The 17,910-nt window shown below is 31.4% G+C and carries 22 protein-coding genes and 2 pseudogenes; 1 reads left to right on the top strand and 23 read right to left on the bottom strand.

All coding sequences use genetic code 11. The features are described 5' to 3' along the window. Positions 1-393: 393 nt before the first annotated feature. The 17 genes from V192_RS20445 to V192_RS0115505 form a co-directional block, all read right to left on the bottom strand. Positions 394-606, bottom strand: a complete 213-nt coding sequence (locus V192_RS20445) for a hypothetical protein (RefSeq protein WP_025873253.1) — start codon at positions 604-606, stop codon at positions 394-396. Positions 607-751: 145 nt separating this feature from the next. Beyond that, complete coding sequence (locus tag V192_RS0115565; protein WP_025873252.1) at positions 752-1,414, bottom strand: DUF1643 domain-containing protein; 663 nt, start codon at positions 1,412-1,414, stop codon at positions 752-754. A gap of 211 nt (positions 1,415-1,625) precedes the next feature. After that, a complete protein-coding gene (locus tag V192_RS0115560) occupies positions 1,626-3,314 on the bottom strand; it encodes an ABC transporter ATP-binding protein (protein ID WP_025873251.1) in 1,689 nt (562 codons plus the stop codon). A gap of 15 nt (positions 3,315-3,329) precedes the next feature. After that, positions 3,330-4,334, bottom strand: coding sequence for a S8 family serine peptidase (locus tag V192_RS0115555; RefSeq protein ID WP_025873250.1), 1,005 nt, complete (start codon positions 4,332-4,334; stop codon positions 3,330-3,332). Positions 4,335-4,395: 61 nt separating this feature from the next. Next, positions 4,396-4,560: a hypothetical protein gene (locus V192_RS21570; protein ID WP_158001109.1), complete on the bottom strand. Its 165-nt coding sequence runs from the start codon at positions 4,558-4,560 to the stop codon at positions 4,396-4,398. 64 nt (positions 4,561-4,624) lie between these two features. Then, entirely contained in the window at positions 4,625-5,623 is a 999-nt protein-coding gene (locus V192_RS0115545; RefSeq protein WP_025873249.1) for a radical SAM/SPASM domain-containing protein, read from the bottom strand. 150 nt (positions 5,624-5,773) lie between these two features. Further along, positions 5,774-7,531 carry an ABC transporter permease gene (locus V192_RS0115540; RefSeq protein ID WP_025873248.1) on the bottom strand — a complete coding sequence of 586 codons (1,758 nt, stop codon included), beginning with the start codon at positions 7,529-7,531 and terminating at the stop codon, positions 5,774-5,776. Positions 7,532-7,604: 73 nt separating this feature from the next. Further along, the gene (locus tag V192_RS0115535) at positions 7,605-8,243 is read right to left on the bottom strand and encodes a hypothetical protein (RefSeq protein WP_025873247.1); all 639 of its coding nucleotides are present in this window, start codon (positions 8,241-8,243) and stop codon (positions 7,605-7,607) included. 11 nt (positions 8,244-8,254) lie between these two features. Beyond that, a complete protein-coding gene (locus tag V192_RS0115530; RefSeq protein WP_029948293.1) occupies positions 8,255-8,920 on the bottom strand; it encodes an ABC transporter ATP-binding protein in 666 nt (221 codons plus the stop codon). Between the two features lie 111 nt (positions 8,921-9,031). Continuing rightward, positions 9,032-9,634 (bottom strand): sensor histidine kinase, encoded by a 603-nt coding sequence (locus V192_RS20440; RefSeq protein ID WP_239644718.1) that lies wholly within the window; start codon positions 9,632-9,634, stop codon positions 9,032-9,034. Between the two features lie 44 nt (positions 9,635-9,678). Next, a complete protein-coding gene (locus V192_RS20995) occupies positions 9,679-10,014 on the bottom strand; it encodes a hypothetical protein (protein WP_051581965.1) in 336 nt (111 codons plus the stop codon). Next, the gene (locus V192_RS0115520) at positions 10,011-10,694 is read right to left on the bottom strand and encodes a response regulator transcription factor (RefSeq protein ID WP_029948292.1); all 684 of its coding nucleotides are present in this window, start codon (positions 10,692-10,694) and stop codon (positions 10,011-10,013) included. Before V192_RS0115520 ends, V192_RS20995 begins: the two co-directional genes overlap by 4 nt. A gap of 18 nt (positions 10,695-10,712) precedes the next feature. After that, the gene (locus tag V192_RS20435) at positions 10,713-11,387 is read right to left on the bottom strand and encodes an SPASM domain-containing protein (protein ID WP_082266050.1); all 675 of its coding nucleotides are present in this window, start codon (positions 11,385-11,387) and stop codon (positions 10,713-10,715) included. Beyond that, the gene (locus V192_RS20430) at positions 11,381-11,728 is read right to left on the bottom strand and encodes a radical SAM protein (RefSeq protein ID WP_035011505.1); all 348 of its coding nucleotides are present in this window, start codon (positions 11,726-11,728) and stop codon (positions 11,381-11,383) included. Before V192_RS20430 ends, V192_RS20435 begins: the two co-directional genes overlap by 7 nt. 44 nt (positions 11,729-11,772) lie before the next feature. Beyond that, positions 11,773-11,955: a hypothetical protein gene (locus V192_RS20425; protein WP_035011503.1), complete on the bottom strand. Its 183-nt coding sequence runs from the start codon at positions 11,953-11,955 to the stop codon at positions 11,773-11,775. A gap of 173 nt (positions 11,956-12,128) precedes the next feature. Beyond that, the gene (locus V192_RS0115510) at positions 12,129-12,551 is read right to left on the bottom strand and encodes a hypothetical protein (protein WP_025873245.1); all 423 of its coding nucleotides are present in this window, start codon (positions 12,549-12,551) and stop codon (positions 12,129-12,131) included. Positions 12,552-12,592: 41 nt separating this feature from the next. Beyond that, positions 12,593-12,802, bottom strand: coding sequence for a hypothetical protein (locus V192_RS0115505; protein WP_025873244.1), 210 nt, complete (start codon positions 12,800-12,802; stop codon positions 12,593-12,595). Positions 12,803-12,901: 99 nt separating this feature from the next. On the opposite strand from V192_RS0115505, the pseudogene V192_RS22430 reads away from it, so the two are divergent. Next, positions 12,902-13,060, top strand: a pseudogene (locus tag V192_RS22430) (Arm DNA-binding domain-containing protein); the annotation flags it as partial. Between the two features lie 144 nt (positions 13,061-13,204). Here the strand turns inward: V192_RS22430 and rplT are convergent. The 6 genes and pseudogenes from rplT to V192_RS0115470 all read right to left on the bottom strand — a co-directional run bounded on the left by rplT (position 13,205) and on the right by V192_RS0115470 (position 17,870). Beyond that, a pseudogene (rplT, locus tag V192_RS20420) lies at positions 13,205-13,563 on the bottom strand (50S ribosomal protein L20). 132 nt (positions 13,564-13,695) lie between these two features. After that, positions 13,696-13,896: a 50S ribosomal protein L35 gene (gene rpmI, locus V192_RS0115490; RefSeq protein ID WP_025873242.1), complete on the bottom strand. Its 201-nt coding sequence runs from the start codon at positions 13,894-13,896 to the stop codon at positions 13,696-13,698. Positions 13,897-14,007: 111 nt separating this feature from the next. Then, positions 14,008-14,529, bottom strand: coding sequence for a translation initiation factor IF-3 (gene infC, locus V192_RS0115485; RefSeq protein WP_010763961.1), 522 nt, complete (start codon positions 14,527-14,529; stop codon positions 14,008-14,010). A 346-nt stretch (positions 14,530-14,875) separates the two neighbouring features. Beyond that, entirely contained in the window at positions 14,876-15,676 is an 801-nt protein-coding gene (locus V192_RS0115480) for a Cof-type HAD-IIB family hydrolase (RefSeq protein ID WP_025873241.1), read from the bottom strand. A gap of 18 nt (positions 15,677-15,694) precedes the next feature. Next, positions 15,695-16,480, bottom strand: a complete 786-nt coding sequence (locus tag V192_RS0115475; protein WP_025873240.1) for a Cof-type HAD-IIB family hydrolase — start codon at positions 16,478-16,480, stop codon at positions 15,695-15,697. Positions 16,481-16,742: 262 nt separating this feature from the next. After that, complete coding sequence (locus V192_RS0115470; RefSeq protein ID WP_025873239.1) at positions 16,743-17,870, bottom strand: RNA-guided endonuclease TnpB family protein; 1,128 nt, start codon at positions 17,868-17,870, stop codon at positions 16,743-16,745. Between the last annotated feature and the right edge of the window lie 40 nt (positions 17,871-17,910).

Raw genomic sequence — 17,910 nt, 5'->3', positions numbered from 1 at the left:
AATAACTTTAATAACCATTTTCTCAGAAATTATTAAAGTTTTGAAATCAAAGAGAGTGGGACAATTGTCCTCTCTCTTTTCATAACAGACAAAAAAATCCCCACTCAAATGAGTAGGGATAAACGTTGCTATATCAAGGTTTGTAAAACTATTTATTTAACGCTGTTTTAGCTTGGTCAGTTGAGATGTAGTGTGTCATTATTAATAATATGATTTAAAAATCGCGTTCTAACAAGAAAAATAACTATACTCACTTCAACTAATATCAATAAATTTCATATTAAACTGGGTCATTTTCTGGGTCAATCTATGAATTCATCAAATAAATATCTGGGTCAAAAAATTGTGGGGCATATAGGAAAGAAAAGTCTTTGATGTTACGGATGATTTTTATTAATTCACAAACTTAATTAATACTTCAAAATATGATTGTGGTTCTTGAATCATTGGGTTGTAACCACTTCTATCAAACTTCACTATCTCGATGTCATTTTCTTTCGCTATTTCATCCCACTTATTTGTTGGAACCACTAAGTAATCGTAATCACTTAATAGTAAGATAACTATTTTTTCCCAGTTGCGGAAGAGAAATTCTGTATCGAACAAGGCAAAAGCTACATCTCATAAACATACTCAATTAAATTGATAGTCATAAAAACTATGGGCTTACAAGCGAATATATATATGACTGAAACGGTTATTTGTATCTGCTTCATTGTCACTTGCTAACTTAGCATTCTCTTCATAGTAGTTATTGATAAATACTATCTTTCTCTATAAGATCAGTTATACTACCAGTAATCAACTCATTATCCAATGCCTTGTTACTAATAACACGTAGATGCTTAGTATACCTCTTATTATTAGATTGAACCCCATTTACTTCAATAGTATTCCCATCCTTTGTGAAGAATTTTATAGGAATATTTTTTTGTTTTATTTTTTCATATATCTTATCAATCTGTTCTTTTCCATAAGTTGACACAGGATTTCCAGTTGCTAATATCAAATCAGTGCAGTTAAAGTCTAATTTTTCTAATTTGGCAATAATTGCATCCGTATTGATTTCTATAATATCTTTATTAGGTTTTTCTTCAATAACCTTTTTCACTGCACCACTGTCTGTTTCATAAACTGGCAAAGTGTTATATAAATATACTCTTCTATACTTATCTTTAGCATAATTTAATACTCTATTAATAGTCCTATCCGATTTTTTTGATGTCGCTTTACTGGGGTTCATTAATATTATCATTAAGTCTTTTTTCAACTTCTCTTGAATGATCATTATCATTGAAAATCTGTAATTATAATAATTTTTAGAGTCTTTAATATCGCTATCAATTTTCAAAATTTCCTCATTTTCAAAATCAAACCATTTAGGGTAATCCATTTCATTATTTTTGTTACTCACTTTATCAACTCCTAACAAATTAGGTTTCACTAAATTCGATTAAAAAAAATAATAAACTTTTTACCTATTATGCTTTCTACATTGTATCAAAAAACTACCACACATGCCACTATTATTAGTACGCTTCTTCCAGACACAAACACAATCCATCACAGAGCCCCTATAATCCAATACGTCTATCAGTCCACCATCTTTTGTATTAAATTACATTTTAAGAGATGGAGTTTACTAGCCTATAATACTCCTTTTGATTTTCAATCATATCGACATGTGTTCCATTTTCAACTACCATTCCATCTTGGATTATACATATATAATCACAATTACGAATCAATTCCATTCTATGAGCAATAATTATTACGGTTTTTTCAGCAAGCCACGGTTGAATATTTTTCCAAATTTTATCTTGAGAAATATTATCTAATGCTGAAGTTGATTCATCTAAAATAATTATTGGAGTATTTTTCATTATTGCTCTAGCAATTGCAATTCTCTGTTTTTGTCCTCCTGATAGTTTCCTTCCATTTTCACCAATATCTGTACCTTTTGCAATTTCCTTCAGTTCCAATGCTTCTAATAAATCAATAGGGATATCAGATAAATTTGAATCCCAAAGAATATTCATTTTTACGGAATCATCAATTATCAACGATTCTTGGCTAACAATACAAATTTGCTTCCTCAAACAATCTAATTCCCATTCTTCAATCTTTATATTATCAATTTCTATTGATCCTTTTTCTGGCTTCCACAATTTATACATAAGATATGTTAGTGTAGACTTTCCACATCCACTTTCTCCTGCAATTCCCACAACAGTTCCCTTAGATACCTTTAAAGTAAAATTCTCTAAAATTTTACTTTCATTATACGAAAAAGTTACATTATTAAAGAATATGTCTCCATAAATTTTATCTTGATAAGATTCTTTCGATTCATCATATTTTTGTTTGTCTAGTTCTTCAAAAATTCGGTCTAATGAAATTGTTGTTTGCTTCAATGAAATGATCGCTTTTAATAAATAGTTAATCGAACCGATAAACAATCCCATGTATTGAGTAAACGAAATTAAATCACCCAAAGAAGTGTTATAATTGATAATAAACCAACCACCTAAAACGTAAATGGTTATTACAGAAAGATGTGTTGATAATGCAGATACTAAATCTGATTTTGATAATTTTTTGTTAATTGATTTTGCCATATCAATGAACCTATCCTGATATTTCGATATTTTTCGCAAAAAATATTGTGCAGAATTTGATAGAATAACCTCTCGTATTTTAGATATATATTGTTCTTGTACATTAGATTGATTACCTGCATTTTTTCTAATTAGCTTTGTTTCCTTTTCAATTTTAATAGAGTAGCTTTTTTGGACAAAAATCACAACCACTTCAATTGATAAAATAATTAAGAACAAAGCTACATTTATTTTCACAAGAAATACTACAGCCCCAAGAGCAGTTAATAAATTTATAACACACTTAAACCATACTTCAATTCCGAAATTTTCAATTCTAAATATATCATTATTAATAATATATATAAATTCTCCTGTTTGATTTTTAGATAGTTGGTCGCCATTTGCATTCGATATATTTATTAACAATCTCTCTTTAATTTTTTTTGATCCTTCAAGTTTTATAGCATTAAAAAAATTATACAAAACATAGTCGACTACCTCGCTAAAAATATACAACAGCAAATAAATGCAACCTAATGTCCAAACAACTTGAAAGTTTTGTTTTATAATCCCATTATCTATTATTTCCCCTAAGTATTTTGGGGCTAAAAAGGTAGTAAGTAGAGATAGAACCATTAAAATAAATGATGAGAATATTTTTACACTTTTATTTTCACAACATATTCTTAAATACTTAATTACATTTTTATTCATAGGCTTCACCCACCTTTAAAGATATTGATTTACCAGAGCCAATAAACTACTAAAAGAATAGAAATCTTTTCTAGAAATTTCAGAATAGTCTCTGATTGACAATTCAAAATAGCTTTCTAGCTGCAATAATAAATCAAAGCATTGATCATATCTCAATCCATTTTCCTGAGAAAATAAGCTATGATAATACAATGATTTTTCATCCGTTAATCTCAAATAATCTAGTAAGATTTTTACAATGGGATATGCTATTTCTTGATTACCTTGTTTTTTTTCAAAAATTTCAAACTCAGGAAATCTGTAACTATGTCTATGATGGTACTTTGTCCACCACTTTTTACTAGCACCTTTTTTTAATATTTCATATATTTGCTTTATATCATGTGTATCATTTTTCTCAATAACTTTAGAAACCATTCCTGTAAATTTTGCTGCTGCATAACTATTACTTTTTCCAAACATACAATAATTTCCATCTAATGTTGCATGAAAAAAAGGTTCTGAATCAACAACAACTTGAACACCTTTATATGGATTAAACCAATACGAAGAGTCGCTTTCCAAGATATGCCCCCTAACACCTATACAACTTTTAAAATAAGCAGGGTAACTTTTTTGATTCGAATTTGACTGTGAGGAAATTATTATCTTTCCTTCACTTCTTAACTTTTGACATATTTTTTCTAAATCTGACGATTTAAATTTATCAATGATTGATAAGCTTAGATTTACAATGTCTACATCTAGGTCCCTAGCAACCATGAGCGCTTTTTCTAAAACCAATAATGAAGTTTGACCACTACTATCAAAGATCCTAATTGGATAAATCTCAACATTTTGATTTTCTTTTGTTATTACTGAAACTACATTAGTACCATGACCTTCTATATCTTTATATTTTCCTTCTATTACTTCCAAATCTGGTTGAATTGTACATCCCCAACTGATTTTCTCATTTAAAAAACTATGGGAAGAATCCACACCAGAATCAATAATTGCAATTTTTAATTTTCTTACCATGTGCTTTCCTCCAAAAAAAAGAATTAACAACCGTAACTATACAGTTGCTAATTCCTTTAGACTAATGGGTTTTAGACGCGTAATATCTAGGTTTGTCCCATTGAACACAGTCGTTAAGACAATCTCCTTGACCTTCATACTTGTAACTGTGTCCTGCTGCTGTACAGTTTTTTTGAGCTTGCACTTTTACTAAAGTTTTATCCTCAATTTTTTTGAATTTTAACATATACCTCACCTCCTTAATTTTTTTACTATTTATATTAGTATTCACTAATAACAAAGATAAATAATTAAACAATGCCATTTAATTGATAGAATAAACTGGTGATCCGACATTGAATGGCTGCTGGTTGTAGATAATTTCCAGTAACTAGCTTATTAATAATTTTACATCGTGATCCTTCACAATAATTTATCAAACTGCACCCACTACATGTTGGATTTTCTTTATCTGCAGTTTCTAATATTTCGGATAATTTTAATTCATTAATTCCAGTATTTATATCACCTACCTCAAAATTATCCTCATTACCTGCCATTAAACATGGATATATTTTCCCATCACAAAAGATATGCTTGCTAGAAATACCTCCACTACAGTTTCCCGTACAGGGAGATAATTTTTCACAGAGACTAACACTTTTAGTAGGATTTTTTTCAAGATACGCCTTAATTAATTTAATTTGTTCTTCTAGAATCTCCAAATGAATTTCATCCCACTCTGTATCAAAATCATCTTCTATAGGAACAATCGTTTGAAACCCTTGCTCACATAGGAAAATTACATTGGATGCTAAACAGTCTGTAGTTTTAGAATTAAATGTCATTCTCAATCTTAAATTTGGGAACTTTTGATTAAGAATTAAAGCATTATTCAGAACTACATCAAAAGATTTATTTCCATTTTTAAATGGACGCAGATAATTTTGAGTCTCCTCATTCCCATCAATACTTATAGTGATTTCAAATGAGTTATCCAACATAAAATTTAATATGCTTGCAGAAAGAACTGTTCCATTTGTTGTGACAGAGTAGATAACTTCTGTTGCTGGATTAATATCTGTATTGATTTTTTTCACCAAATATTCTATAATCTTCATGTTTAGTAAAGGTTCCCCTCCATGAAAGTTAATTAATAAACTTTCATCGTCATCATAATCACTAAGAATATATTTGACCACTTGATCAGCTGTTACATTATTCATATACACTCTAGGTTTGTCATTTCCTTCATAACAATATTTACATTGCAAATTACAATCTGCTGTTACCCATATTGAATATCCCATATTTTTAGTTCCTTTCAACTTATATATTAATTATAGCCAACTATTCTTTCCAAATAATGTCAGAAATCTATCACTATCATCATTTTTTATGCCTGTATTCAGAAAAATTCTGATTACTATTTTCATAATAATCAGAACCTTGTTTAATTTTTAGTTATTACTTCGTAGTCTTACACTGATAGATTCTTTCTTCTTTCTAAAAAATAGAATTGGAATAAGAATACCTATTGCCCCAATAATCACTATCATTCCAGCAAGAGCCTTCCAAGGGATAGTAAACTGCATATAGCTTTCTTCTTTAAAAAGATTAAACAACAAGTAGGATATGGGAATCCCAATAATTAAAGTCACCCCAACTGAAAGTACGAGATATTCTATGCTTTCTAACATCACCATTTTTCTTATTTGTTTTCTGGTCATACCAATACTTTCTAAAATTGAAAATTCCTTATTCCGTTCCACAATTCCCGCTGTTATAACATTTACAAAATTAATCATAGCTATTAAAGCAAATAGAGTAATCAAAGCATTAGATATCATCGAAATTTCTTTAATACTATTTTTCATTTCATCTCGAATATCTATTTTACTAACGATACCTATTCTATTATCTTTTTTTACCATAGCCTTTATTTGTTCATTTACATCTCCAGCATTTTCAGAATCAAAATTCAAACGGATTTTTTCATAGATATAGGAGATACCCATTTGATTCACTACATCTTCATATAAATAGATATTGGGTGCTATCCCTGCTTTATCTGAAAGACTCTGATTTGTAACAGCCGCTATTTCAACATTTAAATTTTTTCCGGATACTTCACAATTCAACTCTTTATTTACAAACTCGGATGTTTCATCGATATCTGTATTTAGTATCCCTATCCTCCCCTCATAAAAGTCAGCTTCGTCTACCTTACTAGTTAGCTTTTCTTGAATCTTTTTAAAATCCTCTTTACCAATTCCAACAACAAAGCCGTAAAATTGGTTTGGATCATTTTTTATATTTTCTTCTCCTTCACTTGCTGAAATTCTCATATACTTTTTATAGTACTTATCCAGATAATTATAATATTTTTTGTGCTCATACTTAATTACCATTGGTGTAAAAGAAATTTTACTAATGTTTTTTATTTCAGACTGAGAAAATATTTTATTCATAATTTCATCTGTAAAAACCTGTTTTGGCTGTTCATCTTCTCCTGATCCAGTTTGGTTTTCTAAAATAAGATCATCTTCCATATGAGCATTTACAAAATCTTCATCATTTCTGCTATAAATTAAGGTGTTAATCGTAATAAAAGTAGTAAACGCTAAAAATAACGATGTAATAACTAAGAAGGCTCTCCTTTTGTCTCTAAAAATGTTTTTATTTGACATTGACAATAAACTAGTTCCTTTTAACCGTTTATGTCTCTGTTTATTTTTTTGAAAGCTCATGCCTTTAGCTTCAACTACCGTACGTTTCATCGCTATTTTTATAGGAAAACTCAATGAAACATATGTTGTTACGGAAACAAATAGACAGGAACAAATTAATGTTGCCCCATTAAAACCGATTTCACTCACGCTAAAAGAGTCAACTCCACCAGGGATAACGAAATGATTAAAAGTCATACCTAAAATTACACCGATTGGTACACCAATGATTAACAAGAAGAATAACTGATACATAAACATTTTTTTGATTTGAGCATATGTCATACCAATTGCCCTATACAATCCAAAGACGTTGATATCCTTTACAAGTGAAATGTACATGACATTAAATATGACTAAATACGTCGCTAATAATACTAATACTATTAACAATAAACATCCTATTAAGATAATTAAAGTAGATTTAGCCAGTTCATTATCGTATAAAAAAACTTGATTACTTGACACATCTAACTTTTTTTTCAACATTTCAACTTTTTCGTTTCTGATAAATAACGAACTAAAACTTACATATGCTTTACTTGATTCTTCTTTACTATCATTATAACCACTTTTTTTYATTTTTTTTCAAAAAGGGTTTGGACACAAGAACCGATGGTGTACTATTTCCATTTAGTTCAGTCATATCTTTATAAATACCTGATAGAATGAACTCGTTCTCCTCAATACCATTCTTATCAATATATTTCATTGAAATTTTCATACCTAATCTAACATCTTTTATTGCTGCATCGCTAAGTGCGGCACTTGACATCATAATTTCGTTAATTTCTTTCGGATATCTTCCTTCCCACTCAACTAAAGCTGGGATTGTTTGTTTTTGCCAATTAATTGGGTCTTTCCACTTCAAAATAATTTTAACCGTCGTTTTGTCATCAATGGAAATACCAGTTCCACATGCTATTTGTTGCCCAGTAAATTTAATGTTAGACTGATTTTCTAAAATGTTAAGTTGTTTTTCTGTTGGAGAAGTGAGAACTGCTTGATAATCCATACCATCTACACTTAATTTTTGTTTTTGAATAGCAGAACTATAATTAGTACTAGCATTTATTAGAATTATCAATATCATTTGACATAAGATGATTGATGCTAACAGTAGTATATTTCTTTTTATATTTTTCTTAAAATCTTTTATAGCAAGTTTTCTCATTATCCTTTTATTTCTAGTTTCAAACATAAGATTACTCCTCACTCTCTTAAACTTCCATCTTCTATTCGAAGAACTCTATCAGCCATTTGAGCAATTGTTTCATCATGAGTAATCATCATAATTGTTTGCTTATATTTTTTTCCAGTCATTTTTAATAGGCCTAGAACATCTTGACTTGTTTTTGAGTCTAAGTTCCCTGTTGGTTCATCTGCTAAAATAATGGCTGGTTTCGTAGCAATTGCGCGTGCTATCGCTACTCTTTGTTGCTGTCCTCCAGATAATTGACTCGGATAGAATTCAAGTTTATCCTGTATGCCAATTTGTCTAGTAATTTGATCAATAAATTCGCAATCGATTTTTTTTCCATCCAGTTGAATAGGTAATACAATATTTTCATAAACATTCAACAACGGTAATAAATTGAAATCTTGAAAAATAAAACCGATATTTCTTCTTCTAAAAATAGTTAACTCTTCTTCATTCATATCTTTAAAATTTACATCATCGACAAAAACATCTCCACTTGAAGGATAATCTAATCCTCCAATTAAATTTAAAAGAGTTGATTTTCCACTACCTGAAGTGCCTACTATTGATACAAATTCACTAGATTGAATAGTTAAATTAATGTTTCTCAAAGCATTTACCTTCAAAATTCCATTATCATACTTTTTAAATACATCTACTACTTTTACCGAGTTCATATTTCCCACTCCTATCTAAAACAATTATATTAAATAATTCTTTCGAGCTTATGTTAGAATTCTATCAAAATTGACATAAAGAGGAATAATAAGTCCCAAAAATCGAACTCATTATTCCTCCTTTGGTAAAAATAATTTAACCTTTGTTCCGTTATCAATTTTAGACTCAATTATCATATACCCTTCTTGCTTTTCAATAATTTCTCTGGCTAAACTCAAACCTATACCAACACCTTGAATGTGTTTTACTTTTTGACTTCGGTAAAACCTTTGAAAAATGTGTGCCATATCTATTTCATCAATACCAATCCCAGTATCTGAAACGATAATACAAACAAATAAATCTTGTACTTCTACTTCTACTAGAACACTTCCTTCGACAGTGTATTTCACACTGTTTTCAATGATATTTGATAAAGCTTCTTGAGTCCATTTGAGATCTGCAAATATTGATGTAGATGTATTTTTTAACTGATCATAGATTAAATCTAAATTTTTATTATCAGATGCTACTCTATATTGCTCTAAACACGGCACAATTATATCGTTAATCATGTAAACTTCTTTTCTACATTGTATAATCCCATTTTCTAATCTTGAAAGATGTAGTAAATTCTGTATCAGCCATTGCAATTTCTCAGCTTGATTAGTAATAGTTTGAACGTATTTTTTTTCTTTTAGCTCTTTTTCTAATAACAATTCACTATATAAAATAATATTAGCAATCGGGGTTTTAGTTTGATGTGAAATATCTGAAATTAATTTTTCGATCTGTTTTTTGATTGTTCATTCTCAACACGCTTTAACTCTTCGATTTTTGTATACTTAATCAATCTGTTCTTTAACGAAGAAAATTCAGTTTCTGTTTCTATTTCTAATTGGCTAAGATTTGGAGTAGACAGTAACTCATGTAAATCTCCTAATAAATTATATACACTTCTTGAAAAAAAATAATAAGATACTAGTTGAATAGCTACTAAAATAAATAATTCTAAAAAGATAATTGCTTTTGTAGTTTCATAATAGATGCTTATTCCTAGTGTTAAAACTATGCCAACATTCAACAAAATGAGAAACTTTTTTTTCATACTCATTCAAAATTCTCCCATTTATAGCCAATGCCATAAATGCTCTTAATATTTTTTGAGCCAGAATCCATTTCCAATTTTTTTCGAAGCCGTTTAATTACAACCGCCAAAGCGTTCTCTTCAACATAATCTCCATCTATTCCCCAGACAAACTCAATTATCTTTTCTTTTTGCACTATTTGCCCTCTATTACTAACTAATACTTTTAATAATTTTTGCTCTGCATTACTTAAAAATACAGCCTGTCCTTTGCAAGTATAATTCATTGTCTCAAAATCAAAACAATAATTTTGATCACTATAATTTTCATCAGTAATAGGAGTATGGTATCTTTTAATTACCGTTTCCACTCTTGCTCTGAGCACCATTAAATTAAAGGGTTTTATGATATAGTCATCTCCTCCTAATTCTAATCCACGAATAACATCTATATCAGTATCATTTGCACTAATAAAAATAACTGGACTATTACTTGAACGAAGTTTGACTATTTTACAAAATTCAATACCATTTCCATCTGGTAAGTTGATATCAAGTAGTATCAAATCGAATGTTTGATTAATTTGTTTTTTTGCTTCTGTCAGAGAATACGCTTGAAAAATCTCAGTTGTATCATTTTCTAGAACAAACTTTATTCCTTCATTTAAGTCTATATCATCTTCCACAACAAGAATTTTTCTAACCAACAAATAATCACCTCTTTTTTAAGAATTCCAAACCCGTTTCATTAACACTGGTTTAATTCGCCGACAATTATCATCCAAAGCTTCTTTTGACTTAAAATCATCTATAGAAGCTGGGCATGTCCAACAAAAAAGTTTCACTTCACACTCAGAACAATTTTCTGAATTCTTAGGATCTATTTTATCTAATGTTAAGGATATTTTTCTACTTCCATTTTCGGTTAAATCTGTCAATTTGTCAATTTTAAAAATATTTCCCATTTTGAGTTCACTACGAATATAACTAGGGCAGGGATAAACGTTCCCTTGATAATCTATGAATATTTCCTTTTTCCCTGCGGTACAAGAACAAATAGACAAAGGCTTATCCGAGTGCTCAACCATATAATCAGAGGGAATATACGTTTCAAATTCTGTTTTATCTGTAAATAATTGCTTATTTTCTTCTCCTCTTCCAGTTGGCGAGAAGAGCCGACAAATAGGGTTTGTTTCCAATTTTTCATTTAACTGGTAAAATGGTTCTAATAAATGTTCGGTTTTATCTGAGAAAATCATAGATAAATTAATGACAGTAGCGTTATAATTTTTCAATATTTCAATACTTCTAATCACTTTTTTGAAAACTCCTCGTCCTCTTACTACCGAACACGTTTCTTCATCTATTCCATCTATACTTATCTCAAATTGATCTACCATTTAACGAGTTGACTAGCATTTTTGGAATTTATAAACGTACCATTCGTGGATAAAATAATCGTTCCGTTATATCTACTCCGTAAATAAGAAAGAATCAAGAAAAAATCTTTTCTAAGCATTGGTTCTCCACCACTAAGCATAATTCTTTTAGGTTTCCATTCAATTATCTTATTTAACATTTCTTTCATTTGCTCTAAAGACAAATCAGATTCTTCTTTCATATTATTTGACGCATTCATACAGCAGTGGGCACAGTGTAAATTACATCGATGGGTTGTTTCTATCGATACCGTTTCATTAACAACTCCATACTTCTCGCCTGAACGACTAATTAAATTCATTTTTTCAAGTTCTTCAATTGTATTTTTTATAAATTGAAAATCTTCTAAGGATTGAAAAAATTTGATTCTAAATCATCTACTAAATCTGCTTCGAGTAACTGCTTTAGAATATCAAATGTTTCTTTCGATATTCTTATCCACTGATCATTTACAGTATTAGCCAATAATACATATCCGTTTGCTTTACTAGATACAATTTCAACATGGTTGCCTATTTCTTTTTTCATAAATAAAATTCCTCCATTTAACATAAGAATATCAAAAAAAGTTGACACAATTCTTTCGGAATCCTGTCAAAGTTGACATTTTTTTAATGTTTTATATTTAGAAACTAGTAAAAGAAGATAATATTTTTTATCAAATAAAAAAAGCAGATGACCATACAATCATCTGCTAAATTTTATTTCCCTATTTCAATCAATTGAATTTTATCTGCTTTAAAATACATCGGATTTCCAATCATAGAAGGCTCCAAATTCACAAATTTGCATTTCACACTCTCTCGTTTCAAAATTTCTTTGTTCGTAATCGGATTGTCTAAACTATTCACTGTCACTTGAGTCGCTTTCTTTCTGTAATTGCTTTCTGTAATTGCTTTCTGTAATTGCTTTCTGTAATTGCCTTCTGTGATCGTCACTGAGTATTTATATCCAACGATTTCATCCGTATTGAATTTTCTTGGTTGCCCATCTTGTCCCATAATTGTTTTTCCTTGATCATTTGTTCGTTCTTCTGTCGCAAACTTTGGTGTCACCTCATCTAATTCAAAAATAGTGCCAATTGCTGTAAAATCAAAGTCTCTCATATTCAACATTTTTGCCATGTATAATCATTTCCTTTCATATTTGCTATAATTAGTTTAGTTTATTTTGGTGATCGTTCCATCTTTTTGATGGAGCGATTTTTTGTTTTGTTCTGAATCAATGGGATTAAGTCCATTCGTTGATGCTGTGTGACAAAATCAATTAACTTCTCAGCCAATTCTGGAGACCAAACATAATGTTCTTTTTTGCCTATAAGTTTTGGTTGGATAGGTAATCCATGATTAATCAAAAAGTAAATGGCTTGTATCACCGCGAATCCTCTCTGATATTGATATCAGTTTAAGCTAGAGTCAAACGATGATTCCTCTCAATAAAAAAATATACTAAAAAAAATGGTACTACTGCATACATGTTAAAAAAATATTTAGGAATAGATCTATTAACTGGTAAACAAAAAGAAACCACTCGTCGTGGCTTCAAAACAATAAAGGAAGCAAAAATTGCGCTCTCACGCTTAGAAGTTGAAATACAAGAAAATGGAATACAATCAAAACCTAAAAAAAGAAAATACAAAAAGGAAGATGAAGAGGAAACAGCTGACATCTTTGCAGCTTTTATGGAGCAAGGTAAATCTCTGGGTCAAAATCTGGGTCAAAAAAAATCCCCACTCAAATGAGTAGGGATAAACGTTGCTATATCAAGGTTTGTAAGACTATTTATTTAACGCTGTTTTAGCTTGGTCAGCTAATGCAGTAAATGCTGCTGCATCGTTAACAGCTAATTCTGCTAGCATTTTGCGGTTGATATCAATCTCTGCCAATTTCAAACCGTGCATTAATTTAGAATAGCTCAAGCCATTCATACGAGCTGCTGCGTTGATACGTGCAATCCATAATTTACGGAAATCACGTTTCTTTTGACGACGATCTCTGTATGCATAACTGTATGATTTCATTACTTGTTCTTGTGCTGTTTTAAATAATGTATGTTTTGATCCATAATAGCCTTTCGCTAACTTAAGAATCTTTTTACGACGTTTACGGCTACTACGCCACCTTTAACACGTGCCATGGTTAATTCCTCCTAAATATCTATTGTCTCTATGAGTTATTTTAATTGCTAAGTTATTGCATGAATTATTTCATTCTCAAATTCAGCAAGCTTTGTTACTAAACGCTTAAGGAAATCATCCTAAAAGCTTTTTTACTTCATTCTTGCTAATTGTTGACGAATACGTTTGAAATCGCCTGATGAAACCATGCTTGCTTTACGCAATTGACGGCGTTGTTTTTTTGTTTTGCCGTGGAAACGGTGACTTGTAAACGCACGGAATCTTTTTAACCCGCCGTTACCAGTACGTTTGAAACGTTTTGCTGATCCGCGGTGTGTTTTTTGTTTTGGCATGACTAATTTTCCTCCTACATTTTCATTTCGTATACAGTTCAACTAAATTAGTTGAAAAAGTTGAACTAGCATCCTCAAAAATTTTCATTAACTAGTTATCAGCTTGTTAGCTTAATTTTCATTCTTCGGTGCCAGCGTTAGAAACATGCTGCGTCCGTCCATTTTCGCTTTTTGTTCCACTGTAGCGATATCTGCAGTTTCTTCTGCTAAGCGATCAAGAACTTTCTGACCAATTTCTTTGTGGGTAATGGCACGGCCTTTGAAACGGATCGAAGCTTTCACTTTGTCGCCTTTTTCTAAGAATTTACGTGCATTACGAAGTTTTGTATTGAAGTCATTTACGTCAATTGTTGGACTTAAACGAACTTCTTTTACGTTGATCACTTTTTGTTTCTTACGAGCTTCACGCTCTTTCTTTTGCGTCTCGAAACGGAATTTCCCGTAATCCATAATTCGCGCAACAGGAGGTTTCGCAGTAGGTGCTACTAAAACTAAATCTAGGTTAGCTGTTTCAGCGATCTGCAATGCTTCCACTTTTGTTTTTACACCTAATTGTTCACCGTCTTGTCCGATCAAACGTAACTCGCGTGCACGAATGCCGTCGTTCACCATCATATCCTTTGCTATGGTCATTCACCTCCAAGTTTTTTAAGAGAAAATCATTGCTGAAACCTTTTCTTCAAAGTCTGCTATTGTAAAAAATACAATAAAAAACAGGCTCTGTATACAGACCCCGCGAATGATTCAGACTTATATCAATTGACATAAGGAATCCTATATCCAGCCCAGTGACACTGTCAGCTAAGGCGAGAAGCGGGTGCTTCTGCTTTCATTTCTCAACTTTAATAGTATATGATATTAATTCATTTTTGTCAACACTTTTTTTAATCAAGACAAGGCCGAGACAAAAGCGTTTATTCGCGTTTAGAGCGCAAATCGGAACTAACCTTTAGTTTTGTCTCATGCTCGTCTTGATTGCTTATTGTTCTAATAACTCTGCGATCTTCACTAACACACCATTTTCATCGTTAGATAAGATGATTTCTTTAGCAGCTACCTTGACATTAGGTTGCCCATTACTCATGACATAACTAAATCCAGCATGTTTTAGCATCTCTATATCATTACCGCTGTCTCCAAACGCGGCTATTTCATGATTTTTGATTCCCCATAATTCTTGTAGTTTCATCAATCCATGCGCTTTGTGGATGCCCGGAATGATCAAATCTACATCGCCATGCCCACTTGATACTGGGATGACTTTATCACCTAATGCTTCATGCAACTGCTCCAGTACTTCTGCTACTTGCTCAACAGGAAAACTCAAGGCGAACTTGAACAAAGTATCGTCTTTTACATCGAATAAACTTGGTACTTTTTTCAAACGATGATAATATTTACTGCCATGTTCAATAAATGAAGTAGGCTCATCCTCAGCAACATACGCGCTGTTTTTCCCACAAAGAATGATATGCCCATGCTCAAAGTTCGCTAAAATAGTCAGAACATCTTGCACGACTTCTGGATCGATCTCACCTGTAAAAACTTCTTGGCCTTCACTAACCACATACGCACCATTTTCAGCCACAAAGGATAATTCCGTCTCGATTTCTGGAAAAAAAGATTTAAGTTGGTAATACTGATTACCACTTGCTACAACAAACCGAACATTTTTCTGCTTCATTTTTTTGTACAAGTCATCGAATCTTTCTCGGTCATACTCTTGCTGGCTATTTAAAAACGTGCCGTCCATATCTACTGCAATCATTTTTACTGTCATTTTCTCGCTTCCTTTCAATCAATCAATTAATTCAAAATGCTTTAAGGCAAAACGAATACCATCATCCATATGAGACTTTGTAATAAAATCTGCTTGGCTCTTTACATGATCTCCTGCGTTATCCATAGCTATGGCTGTTTCTACCGCTTCAAACATCCCTAGATCGTTATTGCCATCGCCAAAGGCATAGGTTGGTAACCCAACTAAATCCAATGCTTTTATGACTTCTTGAATACCAGCTTTTTTTGATTGTCCGTTTAATACGATGGCCAACGAGTAAGGACTGTCTCTGAAAAAAGTCAACTTATCGGAGAATTCTGTTATATACAGCGGATCTTTGCTTTCGTCCTCTGAAAAAAGATACAGCATGTAGATCTCATTTTCTTGGTGGAAGTCTTTTGAAATTTGGGGCAATGGTGCATTATCTAATTGATACAATTTTTCCATACTGGCGTTTGTATAGCGCGTAGCATAGTCATTTTCTGTGTAACAAGCGAGCGAATGACCTTGTACTTTAGAAAACGCCATCAATTCTTGAATCAATTTTAAGGGGATCGGGTGCTTTGAAACCACTTGATTTTCAACCACATTAAATTGACCATTCAAACTTACATAAGAATCGATTGCAGTTCCAGTAGTGATTTGTCTGATTTCTTTTGGTGAACGTCCGCTTGCAATCAGTGGTAGAATCTTATTTTGCTTCAACGCCATAATTGCTTGATGGTTTTCTTTGGAAATTTTTGAGTCTGTCCCTAATAATGTACCGTCTAAATCAAAAAACACAAGTGCTTTATACTCTCTCATTGATCATCCTCCTTTTGGATCAGTTTACTTAATATTATTGTACTATATATTTCATCAAAGACGGCAAAAAACTTCATTCTATTTACCCAAGAAGATTACTTACTTGAATAAGTAGAACAAAGTTTGATTTTTTATCAACTAATAATTAGTGAACTATTTCTATTAACTAGAAATTTCCTAGAAAAAGACAAATGATCGACTAAACGCTATATCTATCTTATATGCCCTAGGCTAACCCTGTAGTCCCTACAGTTTTTTTTACTTAGTCATTGACAGTTGCTTCTTTTAATCCCTGTGTCAGTACCTGAATACTGGCCGCTGTTTCTGGATCTTGCCTGCCCTTTTTTTCGTTTATCTCATGAAAAAATAGTTTACTTATCCGGGTATTATCTGAATGTTCAGAACATTTGTGGCACACGGAAACCTTAATCAATCTTTTGTTATACCACGATGCTTTATATTCTAACTTTGAAACAAACAAGGCCCAAGAAACATCCGTAACGCCTCGATGTAGTTTATTATTTCTATAAAAATCTGCTTGATGAATATCTTCTATACAAATCAAGTCATACTTTCTAACGATTTCTGTCGTGATTTTATTTAGAAAATCAATTCGTTGATTCATCAACTTTTCCCGCATTTTTACAACTTTCACTTTTTGTTTCTGGTAGTTTTTTTGCTGAGAAAGATCTGTTCCTTTTATTTTTGCAATTTCTTTACGTCGCCTCAGTTTTCTTTCTTCTCTCGTGATCCGCCGTTCAAATTCCTTTGTATATTTATCATTGTCAAAACGTCTGCCATTTGATAATACAGCAAATTCAGAAGCGCCTAATGTGATCCCGATTGCAAAATGCGTCTTCTCAACTGCCGGAATTTCTTCTTCACACAAGATTGAAACGAAATACTTATTGCTGGGAGTCAAAGAAATTGTCGCTGACTTTATTTTCCCTATTACTGGACGATGCATCTTCATTTTCATCAACGATTTTAGCTTAGGCACTTTTAAATACTTCTCATCAATGATTTTAATTGTACCATTTTGATTATTCGTTGTGTAGGAGCAAACAGCGTTTTTCTTTTGCTTTAGCTTAGGAAAACCAACTGCTTTTTCTCTATGAAATTTTTTGAACGCTCGATCCAAGTAAACCTGTGCATTTGCCAATGCTAAACTATCCACTTCCTTTAAACAAGGATACTCTTTTTTATATTGAGCTGGTGTTGGCATTTTTACTTTTAAATCTGGATTTTCTTTCAGTTCTTTATACAGCTGAATTCTCTCCTGTAATAAAAGGTTATACACAAGCCGTACACAAGAAAAAGTTTTTTTAATGAACTCCTCTTGCAATGAAGTAGGGTAAAGTCTGTATTTATACGCCTTTAATACCTTCATTATTTGACCACCTTGACAAGTAAGTTATGAACTCTTTCAA

The sequence above is a fragment of the Enterococcus crotali genome (assembly GCF_000633635.1).
GTDB classification, from domain to species: domain Bacteria; phylum Bacillota; class Bacilli; order Lactobacillales; family Enterococcaceae; genus Enterococcus_L; species Enterococcus_L crotali.
The sequence above is the reverse complement of the archived record's forward strand: the minus strand, read 5'-3'. Positions and strand labels throughout refer to the sequence as shown.